Source organism: Streptomyces sp. NPDC096152 (genome assembly GCF_044763235.1).
Taxonomy (GTDB): domain Bacteria; phylum Actinomycetota; class Actinomycetes; order Streptomycetales; family Streptomycetaceae; genus Streptomyces.
The window spans coordinates 20255-33967 of sequence record NZ_JBIWFW010000003.1 but is presented as its reverse complement, the minus strand read 5'-3'; the positions used below and the strand labels follow the sequence as shown (position 1 = coordinate 33967).

Annotated in this window: 15 protein-coding genes; 9 read left to right on the top strand and 6 right to left on the bottom strand. The window is 70.6% G+C overall.

Annotated elements, in window-relative coordinates; genetic code table 11:
- Positions 1-143: 143 nt before the first annotated feature.
- The 4 genes from ACIQ9G_RS10355 to ACIQ9G_RS10340 all read right to left on the bottom strand — a co-directional run bounded on the left by ACIQ9G_RS10355 (position 144) and on the right by ACIQ9G_RS10340 (position 2794).
- A complete protein-coding gene (locus ACIQ9G_RS10355; RefSeq protein ID WP_403608026.1) occupies positions 144-620 on the bottom strand; it encodes a MarR family winged helix-turn-helix transcriptional regulator in 477 nt (158 codons plus the stop codon).
- Between the two features lie 95 nt (positions 621-715).
- Positions 716-1513, bottom strand: a complete 798-nt coding sequence (locus tag ACIQ9G_RS10350) for an AIM24 family protein (protein ID WP_403608024.1) — start codon at positions 1511-1513, stop codon at positions 716-718.
- Positions 1510-2160 (bottom strand): AIM24 family protein, encoded by a 651-nt coding sequence (locus ACIQ9G_RS10345; RefSeq protein WP_403608022.1) that lies wholly within the window; start codon positions 2158-2160, stop codon positions 1510-1512. Before ACIQ9G_RS10345 ends, ACIQ9G_RS10350 begins: the two co-directional genes overlap by 4 nt.
- Before the next feature lies 1 nt (position 2161).
- Complete coding sequence (locus ACIQ9G_RS10340; protein WP_403608792.1) at positions 2162-2794, bottom strand: AIM24 family protein; 633 nt, start codon at positions 2792-2794, stop codon at positions 2162-2164.
- A 201-nt stretch (positions 2795-2995) separates the two neighbouring features.
- On the opposite strand from ACIQ9G_RS10340, the gene ACIQ9G_RS10335 reads away from it, so the two are divergent.
- The 5 genes from ACIQ9G_RS10335 (at position 2996) to ACIQ9G_RS10315 (ending at position 6404) form a co-directional block, all read left to right on the top strand.
- Positions 2996-3340, top strand: a complete 345-nt coding sequence (locus ACIQ9G_RS10335) for a DUF3817 domain-containing protein (RefSeq protein ID WP_403608020.1) — start codon at positions 2996-2998, stop codon at positions 3338-3340.
- Positions 3337-3642 carry an MTH1187 family thiamine-binding protein gene (locus ACIQ9G_RS10330; protein WP_392196019.1) on the top strand — a complete coding sequence of 102 codons (306 nt, stop codon included), beginning with the start codon at positions 3337-3339 and terminating at the stop codon, positions 3640-3642. Before ACIQ9G_RS10335 ends, ACIQ9G_RS10330 begins: the two co-directional genes overlap by 4 nt.
- A 94-nt stretch (positions 3643-3736) precedes the next feature.
- A complete protein-coding gene (locus ACIQ9G_RS10325; RefSeq protein WP_356194141.1) occupies positions 3737-4246 on the top strand; it encodes a MarR family transcriptional regulator in 510 nt (169 codons plus the stop codon).
- Between the two features lie 43 nt (positions 4247-4289).
- Positions 4290-4628, top strand: a complete 339-nt coding sequence (locus ACIQ9G_RS10320) for a DUF3817 domain-containing protein (protein ID WP_403608017.1) — start codon at positions 4290-4292, stop codon at positions 4626-4628.
- Positions 4629-4703: 75 nt separating this feature from the next.
- Entirely contained in the window at positions 4704-6404 is a 1701-nt protein-coding gene (locus ACIQ9G_RS10315; protein WP_403608015.1) for a methylmalonyl-CoA mutase, read from the top strand.
- Between the two features lie 642 nt (positions 6405-7046).
- Here the strand turns inward: ACIQ9G_RS10315 and ACIQ9G_RS10310 are convergent.
- On the bottom strand, positions 7047-7664 hold the full coding sequence (locus ACIQ9G_RS10310; protein ID WP_403608013.1) for a TetR/AcrR family transcriptional regulator: 618 nt from the start codon (positions 7662-7664) through the stop codon (positions 7047-7049).
- 247 nt (positions 7665-7911) lie between these two features.
- Here ACIQ9G_RS10310 and ACIQ9G_RS10305 point away from each other — a divergent pair, with 247 nt between their 5' ends.
- The 4 genes from ACIQ9G_RS10305 to ACIQ9G_RS10290 all read left to right on the top strand — a co-directional run bounded on the left by ACIQ9G_RS10305 (position 7912) and on the right by ACIQ9G_RS10290 (position 12148).
- Complete coding sequence (locus ACIQ9G_RS10305; protein ID WP_403608011.1) at positions 7912-8886, top strand: tetratricopeptide repeat protein; 975 nt, start codon at positions 7912-7914, stop codon at positions 8884-8886.
- 645 nt (positions 8887-9531) lie between these two features.
- Positions 9532-10161: a DUF6230 family protein gene (locus ACIQ9G_RS10300; protein ID WP_356194129.1), complete on the top strand. Its 630-nt coding sequence runs from the start codon at positions 9532-9534 to the stop codon at positions 10159-10161.
- A gap of 132 nt (positions 10162-10293) precedes the next feature.
- Positions 10294-10815, top strand: a complete 522-nt coding sequence (locus ACIQ9G_RS10295) for a DUF6114 domain-containing protein (protein ID WP_403608008.1) — start codon at positions 10294-10296, stop codon at positions 10813-10815.
- Complete coding sequence (locus ACIQ9G_RS10290) at positions 10805-12148, top strand: hypothetical protein (RefSeq protein WP_403608007.1); 1344 nt, start codon at positions 10805-10807, stop codon at positions 12146-12148. Before ACIQ9G_RS10295 ends, ACIQ9G_RS10290 begins: the two co-directional genes overlap by 11 nt.
- A gap of 104 nt (positions 12149-12252) precedes the next feature.
- Here ACIQ9G_RS10290 and pyk read toward each other — a convergent pair whose 3' ends face one another.
- Complete coding sequence (pyk, locus tag ACIQ9G_RS10285; protein ID WP_403608005.1) at positions 12253-13683, bottom strand: pyruvate kinase; 1431 nt, start codon at positions 13681-13683, stop codon at positions 12253-12255.
- Positions 13684-13713 lie beyond the last annotated feature (30 nt).

Genomic DNA, 13713 nt, shown 5'->3' with positions numbered 1-13713 from the left:
CGGGTCTCGCCGCGCGGGGGGGGGGGGGGGGGGGGGGGGGGGGGGGCCCCCCGGGGGGGGGGGGGGGGCCCGCGGGGGGGGGGGGGGGGGGGGCCCCCCCGGGGGCCCCCCCCCGCCGCCGTCGTCGGGGGCGGCCCACCGTGCTACGGGCGCCCCCGTTGCCCCCGCAGATGCTCGGCGATGGGCTTCAGGGCCTTGTCCAGCTCGCCCAGCGCCTCGGGGTCCAGCAGGTCGATGAAGTGCCTGCGCACGGACGCCACATGGTGCGGCGCCACCTTCCGCATCGTCTCCATGCCGTGTTCGGTCAGCACCGCGTACAGCCCCCGGCGGTCCGACTCGCAGTTCTCACGGCGCACCAGGTTCGCGTTCTCCATGCGGGTGATCTGGTGGGAGAGGCGGCTCTTGGACTGGAGGGTGGCGGACGCGAGGTCGCTCATCCGCATTCGTACGTCCTCCGACTCGGAGAGGTTCACCAGGATCTCGTAGTCGTTCATCGTCAGTCCGAACGGCTGCAGGTCCTTCTCGAGCTGGTAGGTCAACAGCCTGTTGACCTCCAGGTGGGTGCGCCAGGCGCACTGCTCCGCATCGGTCAGCCAGGGGGTGGCCGTCTCGGTCTCCATGAATGAAGTCTACCTAAAAAGTTGAAAGGCGAACTAGTGAGAGGTGCTGTGACGGTGTGCAGGCGTTCGAGCCGTCACACTCCGCAGACTACCGCTCACAGCCCGAAGCGACGCTGGAGGTCTCCCAGCTGTCCGGGAAGGCGCGGTGCGCCGGCTTGCGGTCCGTGACCCCCCGGCGACCCCGCACGACCCGGTACTCCGGGCTCGGCCGGGACCACTCCGGTGGCCTGCTCGGCCATGAGGGTCTCGGACGACTGGAGCAGGACCGTACCGGCTCCCACGAACTCGAACTGGTGCTCCTCACCGGAGGCCCCGCCGAGGCCCGTCATCGCACGTAGGCCGCCCATTACGCCCGTCAGGTAGCCGTGGTCGTAGTGGTGGCACGGCGAGGGGCAGTCGGCCCAGCCGACGAGCGCCTGCGGGTCCACCCGGATCGGGGGTTCCATGAACACCACCGGACCGTTAGATGCGGCCACGAACTTCCCGGTTCCGATGAGTGTCAGAAAGCCCGGCACGATCGACTGTTTGAGAGCAAGACTTGGCTGAAAAGCGAGCAGATTGCCGGAGCGAATGGTCAGGTTGCCGTCGTCGAGATCGTAGGAATTGACGTCGAAGGCCCGGTCGGCGAGCAGCATCCGGCCCGAGCCCTCCGCCACGACCCAGTCGCTCGCGTGCAGAGGCGAATGGAACGAGGTACGGACAAGTCGGTCGAGTCGGCCGTGCCCGATGCCGTTGAACTCGATCGCCCCGTAGTAGGCGATCATCTTCCCCTTCTGCAGGAACCACTGGCTCCCCTTCAGGTCCACACAGAAGGTGTACTGGTTGACGTTGTCGTCGGCCGGCAGGGTCGTGGGGTCGTACACCACGGGCCCGGCGTCCCCGTATGCGCTCACAGCTTCTCCTCCGAGGCCTGGACGTACACCGTGCCGCTGCCGCTCAGCTCCAGCTGGAACGCCTCGCCGGAGCCCCGGCCCACCATGTCGCGCCAGCCCAGCGCGGTCGACAGCTTGTTGCGGACGTCGCCGTGGTGGGCGACGTAGGCCTGCGGGTCGACGTGGACCGGGCGCTGCGGGGTGATCGGGAGCTCGAAGATCCCGCCGTGCGCCATCACGGCCACCGAGCCCTGCCCCTGGAGGGTGGTGGTGAACAGCCCCTGGCCCGTGACCTGCCCGCGCACCATGCCCATGATCCCGCCCTGCGAGCCCATGAACATGGTCCCCTGCCGGAGCGTGCCCTCGAAGGCGAGCAGGCGGTCCGCCTCCACGTACAGCGTGTCGCCGGTGAGGTGGATGACGTGGACGTGGTGGCCGCCGTGCCCGAAGAGGACCGTGCCGCTGCCCTCGACGGTCATCAGCGGGGTGGCCTCGCCCGCGACCCGGCGCCCGATCATGGACATCAGGCCGCCCTGGCCGCCCTGGAGGTTGGGGGTGAAGGAGACGTCGCCCCGGTGGGCGAGCATCGCGCCGCGCTGGCTGAACAGCCGCTGACCGGGTACGACGGACGCCTCGACGATCTTGGAGTTGAGCTCGCGGAAGGCCATCTCAGAGATCCCCCGCGATCGTGTTCCGCTCGCTCGGCTGCACGTACACCAGGCCGTCCCCCTCGAACCGGATCTGGAAGGCCTCGCCGCCGCCCTCGCCGAGCAGCGTGCGGAACGTCACACCGGAGTGGAAGGACTGCCGGACGTTCCCCTGGTGGGCGATGTACGCGCCGGGGTCCACGATCAGCGGGTACTGCGGACCGACCCGCAGCACCACGGCCGGCCCGTCCGACGTGATCGCCGCCTGGCCGTGGCCCTCTACGGTCGTCGTGAACAGCCCGTTGCCCTGGGAGGCCCCGCGCAGCCCGGTGAACGTGGTGCCCGTCCGCAGGCCCGCGTCCGTCGCGAGCAGGTTGCTGGACTCGACGTAGAGCTTGTCGCCCCGCAGGGCGACCAGGTTGATCTCGGACGCGCGGTCGGCGAACCAGCAGGTCCCCTGCCCGCGCACCTCCATCACGGTCATCTGCTCGCCGGTCAGCCGCCGGGTCACCATGCCCCGCAGGCCCTCACCGCCGCCGGACAGTTTCTTGAAGGCCATTTGCCCGTCGTACGCGACCATCGAGCCGTTCTTCGCCTTCACGGCGTCCCCGGTCATGTCGACGGCGAGGACCTTGCTTCCTTGAAGTCGGAACATCGCCACGCTGCGAAGGTAGCGGGCGCCACGGCCCGCCGACAGGTCCCACGGGTGGAGACGGACCCCGAGTCCCTCTCGGGGTCGGTGCGCCGCGGCCCCCTCCCCGTCCGCCGCCCTCGGGTTTGCCACAATGGACGGGCGTTTGTGCTCGCGTTCACAAACGGCCCCCGCCCGATGCGTCTCTCCCACCGAAGGTGATCCGTGGACATCAAGACCGCCACCGCCCTGCGCCGCCTGCGCCTGGTCTCGGCCCCCGAGGCCGTCTCCTTCCTGCTCCTGCTGGTCTGCTCGGTCCTGAAGCGGACCACGGACTTCAACGCGGTGCCCGTGATGGGGGCGATCCACGGCCTCCTGTTCGTGCTGTACGTGCTCTTCTGGGCGGACGCCTGGAACCGCGCCAAGTGGCCGCCGCGGACCGCCGCGCTCTACTTCGTCCTCTCCGTGCTGCCCACCGGCGGCTTCTTCGCCGAGCGCAGGCTCCGGCGTGAGGCCGAGGACGCGGTCATCGCCTCCCGCGCCCGCCGCGAGGGGGTCGTGAACGCATGATCGTCGCCTTCTCCGTGACGCCGCTGGGTGTCGGCGAGGACGTGGGGGAGTACGTCGCCGACGCCGTCCGGGTGGTCCGCGAGTCCGGCCTCCCGAACCGCACCGACGCGATGTTCACCTCGGTGGAGGGCGAGTGGGACGAGGTGATGGACGTGGTCAGGCGCGCCGTCGCCGCGGTCGAGGCGCGCGCCCCGCGCGTGTCCCTGGTCCTGAAGGCGGACATCCGCCCCTCGGTGACCGACGGGCTCACCTCGAAGGTGGAGACGGTGGAGCGCCACCTGGCCGCCGGCCAGGACCGGTAGCCGGTCCCCGCCGCCCCGGCCGCGGCGGGGACCGGGGTCCCGGTGGGCGAGACAGGGCTGACCACGATATGACCGACCGGTAGGGTCTGATGACGTGCCGAAGCCCCTCAGTCTCCCCTTCGACCCCATCGCCCGCGCCGACGAGCTCTGGAAGCAGCGCTGGGGAAACGTGCCGTCCATGGCCGCCATCACCTCGATCATGCGGGCGCACCAGATCCTGCTGGCCGAGGTCGACGCGGTGGTCAAGCCGTACGGACTGACGTTCGCGCGGTACGAGGCCCTGGTGCTGCTCACCTTCTCCAAGGCCGGCGAACTGCCGATGTCCAAGATCGGCGAGCGGCTCATGGTCCACCCCACGTCCGTGACGAACACCGTGGACCGCCTGGTCAGGTCCGGTCTGGTCGACAAGCGGCCCAACCCCAACGACGGGCGGGGCACCCTCGCCGTCATCACCGGGAAGGGGCGGGAGGTCGTGGACGCGGCCACCCGCGACCTGATGGCGATGGACTTCGGGCTCGGCGTGTACGACGCCGAGGAGTGCGCCGAGATCTTCGCCATGCTGCGGCCGCTCAGGGTGGCCGCGCACGACTTCGACGGGGAGTGACCCCGGGCAAGATCTCCCGGAACGGACGGTTACGCTCGACGGCATGAAGAAGAGCGTGCTGACCCGCTACCGCGTCATGGCCTACGTCACCGGCGTCCTGCTGGTGCTCCTGTGCTTGAGCATGATCGCCAAGTACGGGCTGGGCGTCGACGGTGCCGGCGACGTCACCCGTGTCGTCGCCATCGCGCACGGCTGGCTGTACGTCCTCTACCTGGTCTTCGCCTTCGATCTGGGTGCCAAGGCCAAGTGGCCGGTCGGCAAGCAGCTCTGGGTGCTGGTGGCGGGGACCGTCCCGACCGCGGCGTTCTTCGTGGAGCGCAAGGTCAGCCGCGAGCTGGAGGCCCGGGTCGAAAACCCCGCGCCGGCCGCCGTCAAGGCGTAGCCCTCACCGCCGTACGGAACACGTGCGGCGGTCAGCCGTCGACATTTACTAGGACGTCCAAGTAAATTCGAGGGTATGGACGCTGACGCCATCGAGGAGGGCCGCCGACGCTGGCAGGCCCGGTACGACGCCGCACGCAAGCGCGACGCTGACTTCACCACGCTCTCCGGCGACCCCGTGGAGCCGGTCTACGGCCCACGGCCCGGGGACACCTACGACGGGTTCGAGCGGATCGGCTGGCCCGGGGAGTACCCCTTCACCCGCGGGCTGTATCCGACCGGCTACCGGGGGCGCACCTGGACCATCCGGCAGTTCGCCGGGTTCGGCAACGCCGAGCAGACCAACGAGCGCTACAAGATGATCCTCGCGGCGGGCGGCGGCGGCCTCTCCGTCGCCTTCGACATGCCGACGCTGATGGGGCGCGACTCCGACGACCCGCGCTCGCTCGGCGAGGTCGGCCACTGCGGGGTCGCCATCGACACGGCGGCCGACATGGAGGTGCTGTTCAAGGACATCCCGCTCGGTGACGTCACCACGTCGATGACGATCAGCGGGCCGGCCGTCCCCGTCTTCTGCATGTACCTGGTCGCCGCCGAGCGCCAGGGAGTGGATGTCTCCGCCCTCAACGGCACGCTGCAGACCGACATCTTCAAGGAGTACATCGCCCAGAAGGAGTGGCTCTTCCAGCCCGAGCCCCATCTGCGGCTGATCGGCGACCTGATGGAGCACTGCGCGGCCCGCATCCCCGCGTACAAGCCGCTGTCGGTCTCCGGCTACCACATCCGCGAGGCCGGGTCGACGGCCGCGCAGGAGCTGGCGTACACGCTCGCGGACGGCTTCGGCTACGTCGAGCTGGGCCTATCCCGCGGCCTGGACGTCGACGTCTTCGCCCCCGGCCTGTCCTTCTTCTTCGACGCGCACGTCGACTTCTTCGAGGAGATCGCCAAGTTCCGCGCGGCGCGCCGCATCTGGGCGCGCTGGATGCGGGACGTGTACGGCGCGAGGACCGAGAAGGCGCAGTGGCTGCGCTTCCACACCCAGACGGCCGGCGTCTCGCTGACCGCCCAGCAGCCGTACAACAACGTGGTGCGCACCGCCGTGGAGGCGCTGGCCGCGGTGCTCGGCGGGACCAACTCGCTGCACACCAACGCCCTCGACGAGACGCTCGCGCTGCCGAGCGAGCAGGCGGCCGAGATCGCGCTGCGCACGCAGCAGGTGCTCATGGAGGAGACCGGCGTCGCCAACGTGGCCGACCCGCTGGGCGGTTCGTGGTACGTCGAGCAGTTGACGGACCGCATCGAGGCGGACGCGGAGAAGATCTTCGAGCAGATCAAGGAGCGCGGTCTGCGGGCGCACCCCGACGGGCGGCATCCCATCGGCCCGATCACCTCCGGCATCCTGCGCGGCATCGAGGACGGTTGGTTCACGGGCGAGATCGCCGAGTCCGCGTTCCGCTACCAGCGGGCGCTGGAGAAGGGCGACAAGCGGGTCGTCGGCGTCAACGTCGCCACCGGGTCCGTCACCGGCGACCTGGAGATCCTGCGCGTGAGCCACGAGGTGGAGCGCGAGCAGGTCCGGGTCCTCGGCGAGCGCAAGGGACACCGGGACGAGACCGCGGTGCGGGCCGCGCTGGAGGCCATGCTCGGCGCCGCCCGCGACGGCTCCAACATGATCGAGCCGATGCTGGACGCGGTACGCGCGGAGGCGACCCTGGGCGAGATCTGCCAGGTGCTGCGCGACGAGTGGGGGGTGTACACGGAGCCGGCGGGCTTCTGATGCCGCGCCGCACGACCCTGCACACGCCCGGCCGGACCCTCCGCCGGGGGGTCCGCCGGGCGCCCGGACGGCTGCTGCCGCGCCGGGCGACCCGGCCGGCCTTCGGGTGGGCACCGCAGTGGGTGGCTCGGCGGGCGGCCGGGAAGACGCCGTGGCGGGCCGTCGGGTGGGGTGTCCGGCGGGCGACCGGGAGGACGTCGCGGCGGGTGGCTTGGTGGGGTGCTCGGCGGGCGTCCGGGAAGGGGCCGCGGCGGGTGGCCTGGTGGGTGGCTCGGCGGTCCACCGGGAAGGCGCCGCGGCGGGTGGCCTGGTGGGCGACCCGGCGGGCTGCCGGTAAGAGGCCGCGGCGGGTGGCTTGGTGGGGTGCTCGGCGGGCGACGGGCAAGACCTCACGGCGGGTGGCCTGGTGGGCGACGCGGCGGGCTGCCGGGAAGGGGCCGCGGCGGGTGGCCGGCTGGGCGGCTCGGCGGGCGACGGGTAGGACGTCGCGGCGGGTGGCATGGTGGACGGCTCGGCGAGCGAGCGGCAAGACCTCACGGCGCGTGGCCTGGTGGGTGGCTCGGCGGTCCACCGGGAAGGCGCCGCGGCGGGTGGCCTGGTGGGCGACCCGGCGGGCTGCCGGGGCGGGGATCCGGTCCGGTCTCAGGGGGGTGAGGTGAGACCCAGGAGCAGCACCCGGGTGAAGTCGCGCACCCACACCTCGTCCGCCGGCTCCGCGCTCACCAGGGTGCGGTGCACCACCGCGCCCGCCACCACGTCGTAGATGAGATCGACCGTGCGGGACGCCTCCTCCGGGTCCGGCTCCGAGGGCAGTTCCCCGCGGGCCTGGGCCCGGGCCCGGCCCTCCAGCACCAGCCGCTTCTGACGCTCCACGATCGAGTCCCGGATGCGCTCGCGCAGCGCGTCGTCGCGGGTCGACTCGGCGACCACCGCCATCAGGCCGCTCTTGGCCTCCGGGCGGGCCAGGATCGCCGAGAACTGCAGCACCACGCCCTCGATGTCGGCGGCGAGACTGCCCCGGTCGGGCAGGGTCAGTTCGTCGAACAGCTCGGCGACCGCGTCCACGACGAGTTCGTTCTTGCCCGCCCAGCGGCGGTACAGCGTCGTCTTCGCCACCCCGGCCCGCAGAGCCACGTCCCCCAGGGTGAGCTTGGACCAGCCCAGCTCGACCAGGGCCTCCCGCGTCGCGGCCAGGATCGCCGCGTCGGCGGCGGCGCTGCGCGGGCGCCCGGCGCGGGCGGCGGGAGTGCGGCTCTGCATGGCATGACCATAAACCGCCGGTTCCTGTGTCGTCGTGAGGGAGATCACCGGGGGGTGGTTTCCGCGAGGCACTCCGTGCCATTACGCTACGGGTCGTATCGAAAGCACGGGAACACACCCGTGCGAGCGACGACCACACAGCATCACCCTGCGGCGCCCGGTGGGGACCCGGCGCCCAACCGCCCCGTACGGGGCGGCTTTCACAGCGGTTTTCACATGGGCGCGCGGAACGGGGGAGGATAGACGCATGCAGCCACGGAACATGTCCATGAGCGGAGTCGTCGACCTCGCCGCGGTGAAGGCGGCCCAGGAGGCCAAGGCGAAGGCGGAGCAGGCGCGCGCCCAAGCGGCCCGGGAGGGCGGGCCGGGGGCGATCTCCCCGGCCGACCTGGTCATCGACGTCGACGAGGCCACCTTCGAACGCGATGTCCTGCAGCGCTCCGCCGAGGTGCCCGTCGTCATCGACTTCTGGGCCGAGTGGTGTCAGCCCTGCAAGCAGCTGAGCCCGGTCCTGGAGCGACTCGCCGTCGAGTACAACGGGCGCTTCCTCCTCGCCAAGATCGACGTCGACGCCAACCAGCTGCTGATGCAGCAGTTCGGGGTCCAGGGGATCCCGGCCGTCTTCGCGGTGGTCGCGGGCCAGGCCCTGCCCCTGTTCCAGGGGGCCGCCGGCGAGGCACAGATCCGGCAGACCCTGGACCAGCTGGTGCAGGTCGCCGAGCAGCGCTTCGGCCTGACCGGCCTGGCCGTCGACCCGGAGGCGGAGCCGGGCGTCCGCCCGGTCGCCGCCGAGGCCCCGGCCGGGCCGTACGACGCGGCGCTCGAGGCCGCCGCGCTGGCCCTGGACGCGGGCGACCTGGGCGGCGCGGTCCAGGCGTACAAGAACGTCCTCGCCGAGGACCCGGCCCACCCGGAGGCCAAACTCGGCCTGGCACAGGCCGAGTTGCTCCAGCGGGTGCAGGGCCTGGACCCGCAGCGGGTACGCAAGGACGCCGCCGAGAAGCCGGGCGACGTCGCGGCGCAGATCGCCGCCGCCGACCTGGATCTGGTGGGCGGGCACGTGGAGGACGCGTTCGGCCGGCTCATCGACACCGTGCGGCGCACCGCGGGTGACGACCGGGACACGGTCCGCATGCGGCTGCTGGAGCTCTTCGAGCTCGTCGGGGCCGAGGACCCGAGGGTGGCGGGGGCGCGCCGGGCGCTCGCCCGGGCGCTGTTCTGAGCCCGATCGAGAGCCGTCTGCTGACCAGTCACTAAACACCGGTGCCTGTGATGCCGGTGTGAAAGATTCGCCGACGAGGCGTCACGGCGGCCGCGCTTTGCCAAAACTTGGCAATCGCGGCCGCTGTTACTGGGAGTAAGCCAGGGCTGTTGTTCTGTCTGCTTCTGTCCAATGATCAATAGTTTTGTTCTGACCCACGATGACACCGAGCGTCGCCGTTCGAGACCGGCGAGTCGTTTCTCGGTTATCCGGCCGTTACTAGCCAGTAACGAACCCCCTTGTGCGGGCGGCCGGAATGCACCACGATCGCTCACGCTCGGTCCATTCCCGTACCCGGCATCCGGTTGGGTCACGGGATTCTGTGGGTCCCCACCGAGCAGGGCCGGCGGCAGTGGCGCCGGCCCTGGGACAGGGGGGTCTTCGCCACTGGCGAAGCCTGTCCAGCAGGGTTGTGCGTGATGCGTGTCAGGCGCGACCAGTGGTTGTCGCTCGGGGGTGATCGCCGGTAGTTCGGGCGCTTTTCGCGCCACCGAGCGCAGGCGCTCTCCTTCCCGAGGACGTAGCACTTCTCCCATCCCTGCCCGGCTGAGCCGCCGCCCTGGGGCGAGCCGGCGGCAGGAGATGTACGTCCGAGAAGGAGGAAATATGGAGTCCCAGGTGCGTGGCGGGACCAGATGGAAGCGGTTCGCTGTGGTCATGGTGCCCAGCGTCGCCGCCACGGCAGCGATAGGCGTGGCCCTGGCGCAGGGTGCCCTCGCCGCATCGTTCAGCGTGTCGGGTCAGTCGTTCAAGGTGACGGCGGACAAGCTGGTCGGCCACGGGTTCGAGCAGTACGGCGCGATCGACTCGGGGTACACCCTCGACGGCAAGAAGACGGCGCACCCGGTTGCGGTCTCGGCGTTCAAGGACGCCACGATCAACAACATGTGCCAGTCCGTCGTCACGCCGGACATTCCGCTGATCGGCTCGGTGAGCCTGGTCCTGAAGGCGGGCGAGAGCAAGCCGGTAGAGGCGGACAACCTCTACATCGACGTCGCCGACCTCAACGCCGACGCGACGTTCAACAACATCGACATCGGTGTGGCCGCCAAGGACGCCGCCAAGGGTCCCGGCATCAAGCAGGGCGAGACGGCGAACCCCTACGGCTTCGCCCAGCAGGCCGACTCGGCCACGCTGACCGACGTCAAGCAGACGGCATGGGCGACCACTGCCGGTACCTTCAAGCTCAGCGGTCTGAAGATGTCGCTGAAGACGGGTACGCACGAGTGCTACTAGGCGCTCGGTGACGGGCGGGGGAGCCGAAGGGCGCCCCCGCCCGTTCCCCCTTTCATCCGCTTCTTCACACACCCCCCACACCACCGCAGTAACCCCTCACCACAGCAACGCCGCACCAGGGAGCTGTTTTCCATGAGCGCCGAGACTCCTGCCGTACCCGCCGGCCAGTTCAGCCGCCGGAGGCTGCAGTTCCGCGCCTGGCGGGGCACCCGACCGTTCTGGGCCGGTCTGTTCGTCTTGCTCGGCGGCTTGCCGATCATGTACTTCCCGTACGCCCACCTCCAGGTCGGCCATCTGACACTGACGATGGCCACCACCGCGGGAGCGGGATCCCTGATCATCGGTGTGCTGCTCATCGTCCTGGGCATCAGCCTCTGGTTCCAGAAGCACGTACGGGTCTTCGCGGGCATCGCGGCGATCCTGCTGGGCCTGGTGTCCCTGCCCGTCTCCAACTTCGGCGGCTTCGTCGTCGGCTTCCTGCTCACGCTCATCGGCGGGGCGATGGCCGTGGCGTGGGCGCCGGGTGCGGCGCAGCCGGCCGAGGAGGCCGGCACGGGTGTTCCCGCCGCCGCGGCGGACGGGGCGAGCGAGCCGAACGATCTGTCTGGAACGAGCCCGGCCAACGGGGCGAACGGGAGGCACAGTGCCGGCTGACGAGGTGACCCACGGGACTGATGTGGAAGAGTCCCGTGCGAGAACCGGGCCGCGCCACGCGGCCCCCAGGAAGCCGCTGTTCACCAGGTTCCACATGCCGGCCGGCAAGGCGATAGCCATGGCGGCCATGCCGACGGCGGTCCTCATGGGCATGGGGTTCACGTCGACCCTGGCCGTCGCCGACAACAACAGCACGTCCCCGTCGTCCGCCAACAGCCTGACCGCGGACGAGTACAAGAACTGCGTCGCCGCGCTGGACTCCAAGGACAAGGCCTCGGCCTCGCCCTCGCCGTCCGCCTCGGCGAGCTCCACCGGCTCCACCGGCGACGGTTCGGCCGAGCCGGCCCCGTCGGCGACGTCCGGCTCGTCGGGGAGTTCCCCGGGCCCGTCCTCCTCGCCGGATTCAGGTTCCGGCGAGAAGGCCACGCCCCAGCCGTCCGCCACCACGTCGGACAGCGGTTCGGGTTCCTCCGGCTCCGGCGGCGACACCGCCTCGCCGAGCCCGTCCGCGTCCACGAGCGGTGACGGCGGCCTGCTGGGTGGCATCGGCGACACCATCGGGAACATCTTCACCGGCGGCTCCTCGACGGACTCCGCGTCCGGCACGTCGACGGCCACGCCGTCCGCGACCGCCTCGCCCTCGGCGAGCGCGACCAAGGACAGCACCTCCGGCACGAGCCTGACCGACACCGTCAAGAACACGACCGGCAAGGTCACGGGGACGGTCAAGGACACCGTCAAGGACACCACCGACACGGCGTCCAAGGCGGCCCAGGACGTGACCGGGACGGTCAAGGACGCGGCCGGCGCGGCCACCGCCGCGGCCGACCCGTCCGCGAGCTCCACCACGGACCCGTCCAACTGCCCTGCCGCCACCGACGCGCAGGGCGGCGTCGACAACAAGGTGCCCCTGGCGGACGACCCCTGGTACCTGGACGCCAGCTCGCTGACGCTCAAGGGCGCCGACTACAAGGGCGTCGTCGAGGTGCGCACGGCCAACGGCACCGTCAAGAAGGTGCTGAAGTACGTCATCTCCGACGGCACGGACATCGGGGACCTGCACCAGACGGTGAAGGACAAGCAGTCCGGCAAGACCTACCACGTGCAGGCGGCCAAGGGCTCGAAGTCCACGATCACCGGCGGCGACACGGTCATGTACACCGAGAGCATCTCCGGCAACCTGCTGGGACTGATCCCGGTGACGTTCGACCCGGACAACCCGCCGCCGCTGAACATCCCGCTGATCTACTTCACCAAGGTGAGGGTGGTCCAGGCGGCACAGTTCGGCGGCAACCTGCACGTGCCCGGAATGCACCTGTACACGACCGACTGAGCACCGCCACAGACCCGTTCGGGAGCCGCACACACGAGGGCGCCCCCTGCATCAGCAGGGGGCGCCCTCAGTGCCGTACGAGACCTTCCGCGGCCGGACAGGCCCTAGTCGCGGCCGCCGCCGCCCAGGTGGTGGACGCGGACCATGTTGGTGGTGCCGGGGACGCCGGGGGGCGAGCCGGCGGTGATGATGACGGTGTCACCGGAGTTGAGGCGGTTCAGCTTGACGAGCTCCTGGTCGACGAGCTCGACCATCTCGTCGGTGCTGGCGACGAACGGCACGACGTGCGGCTCCACGCCCCAGCTCAGCGTCAGCTGGTTGCGGGTGGACTCGTCCGTGGTGAACGCCAGGATCGGCTGGGCCGCGCGGTAGCGGGAGAGCCGGCGTGCGGTGTCGCCGGACTGGGTGAAGGCCACCAGGCCCTTGGCGCCGAGGAAGTCGGCGATCTCGGCGGCGGCACGGGCGACCGCGCCGCCCTGCGTGCGCGGCTTCTTGCCGGGCACCAGCGGCTGCAGGCCCTTGGAAAGCAGCTCCTCCTCGGCCGCGTGGACGATCTTCGACATCGTCTTCACGGTCTCGACCGGGTAGGCGCCCACGCTCGACTCGGCCGACAGCATGACCGCGTCGGCGCCGTCCAGGATCGCGTTGGCCACGTCGGAGGCCTCGGCGCGGGTCGGGCGGGAGTTGGTGATCATCGACTCCATCATCTGGGTCGCCACGATCACCGGCTTGGCGTTGCGCCGGCACAGCTCGATCAGGCGCTTCTGCACCATGGGGACCTTCTCGAGCGGGTACTCCACCGCCAGGTCGCCACGGGCCACCATCACGCCGTCGAACGCCATCACGACGTCCGCCATGTTCTCCACCGCCTGCGGCTTCTCCACCTTGGCGATGACCGGGACGCGACGGCCCTCCTCGTCCATCACGCGGTGGACGTCGTCCACGTCCTTGGCGTCGCGGACGAAGGACAGGGCGACCAGGTCGCAGCCCATGCGCAGCGCGAAGCGCAGGTCGTCGATGTCCTTCTCGGACAGCGCCGGGACGTTCACCGCGGCGCCGGGCAGGTTGATGCCCTTGTGGTCGGAGACCACACCGCCCTCGATGACGACCGTCCTGACCCGCGGGCCCTCGACGTCGACGACCTTCAGCTCGACGTTGCCGTCGTTGATCAGGATCTGGTCGCCGCGCGAGACGTCGCCCGGCAGCCCCTTGTACGTCGTGCCGCAGATCTGCTTGTCGCCCGGGACGTCCTCGGTGGTGATGGTGAACTCGTCGTCCCGCTCGAGTTCGACCGGACCCTCGGCGAAGGTCTCCAGGCGGATCTTCGGGCCCTGCAGGTCGGCGAGGACACCGATGGCCCGGCCGGTCTCCTTGGACGCGGCGCGGACACGGTCGTACCGCCCTTGGTGCTCGGCGTGCGTGCCGTGGCTGAAGTTGAACCGGGCCACGCTCATGCCGGCCTCGATCAGGGCGACGAGCTTTTCGTGGGAGTCGACCGCGGGGCCGAGAGTACAGACGATTTTCGAACGGCGCATGGGGCGATCCTATCGGTTTGTTTCGCTGCG

What these genes read in the sequence shown, in the direction of transcription:
- ACIQ9G_RS10330 (WP_392196019.1), top strand. Translation starts at nt 3,337, where the DNA reads ATGATCGTCGCCTTCTCCGTGACGCCGCTGGGTGTCGGCGAGGACGTG.
- ACIQ9G_RS10315 (WP_403608015.1), top strand. Translation starts at nt 4,704, where the DNA reads ATGGACGCTGACGCCATCGAGGAGGGCCGCCGACGCTGGCAGGCCCGG.
- ACIQ9G_RS10305 (WP_403608011.1), top strand. Translation starts at nt 7,912, where the DNA reads ATGCAGCCACGGAACATGTCCATGAGCGGAGTCGTCGACCTCGCCGCG.
- ACIQ9G_RS10340 (WP_403608792.1), bottom strand. Translation starts at nt 2,794, where the DNA reads ATGTTCCGACTTCAAGGAAGCAAGGTCCTCGCCGTCGACATGACCGGG.
- ACIQ9G_RS10300 (WP_356194129.1), top strand. Translation starts at nt 9,532, where the DNA reads ATGGAGTCCCAGGTGCGTGGCGGGACCAGATGGAAGCGGTTCGCTGTG.
- ACIQ9G_RS10295 (WP_403608008.1), top strand. Translation starts at nt 10,294, where the DNA reads ATGAGCGCCGAGACTCCTGCCGTACCCGCCGGCCAGTTCAGCCGCCGG.
- ACIQ9G_RS10355 (WP_403608026.1), bottom strand. Translation starts at nt 620, where the DNA reads ATGGAGACCGAGACGGCCACCCCCTGGCTGACCGATGCGGAGCAGTGC.
- pyk (WP_403608005.1), bottom strand. Translation starts at nt 13,683, where the DNA reads ATGCGCCGTTCGAAAATCGTCTGTACTCTCGGCCCCGCGGTCGACTCC.
- ACIQ9G_RS10320 (WP_403608017.1), top strand. Translation starts at nt 4,290, where the DNA reads ATGAAGAAGAGCGTGCTGACCCGCTACCGCGTCATGGCCTACGTCACC.
- ACIQ9G_RS10310 (WP_403608013.1), bottom strand. Translation starts at nt 7,664, where the DNA reads ATGCAGAGCCGCACTCCCGCCGCCCGCGCCGGGCGCCCGCGCAGCGCC.
- ACIQ9G_RS10345 (WP_403608022.1), bottom strand. Translation starts at nt 2,160, where the DNA reads ATGGCCTTCCGCGAGCTCAACTCCAAGATCGTCGAGGCGTCCGTCGTA.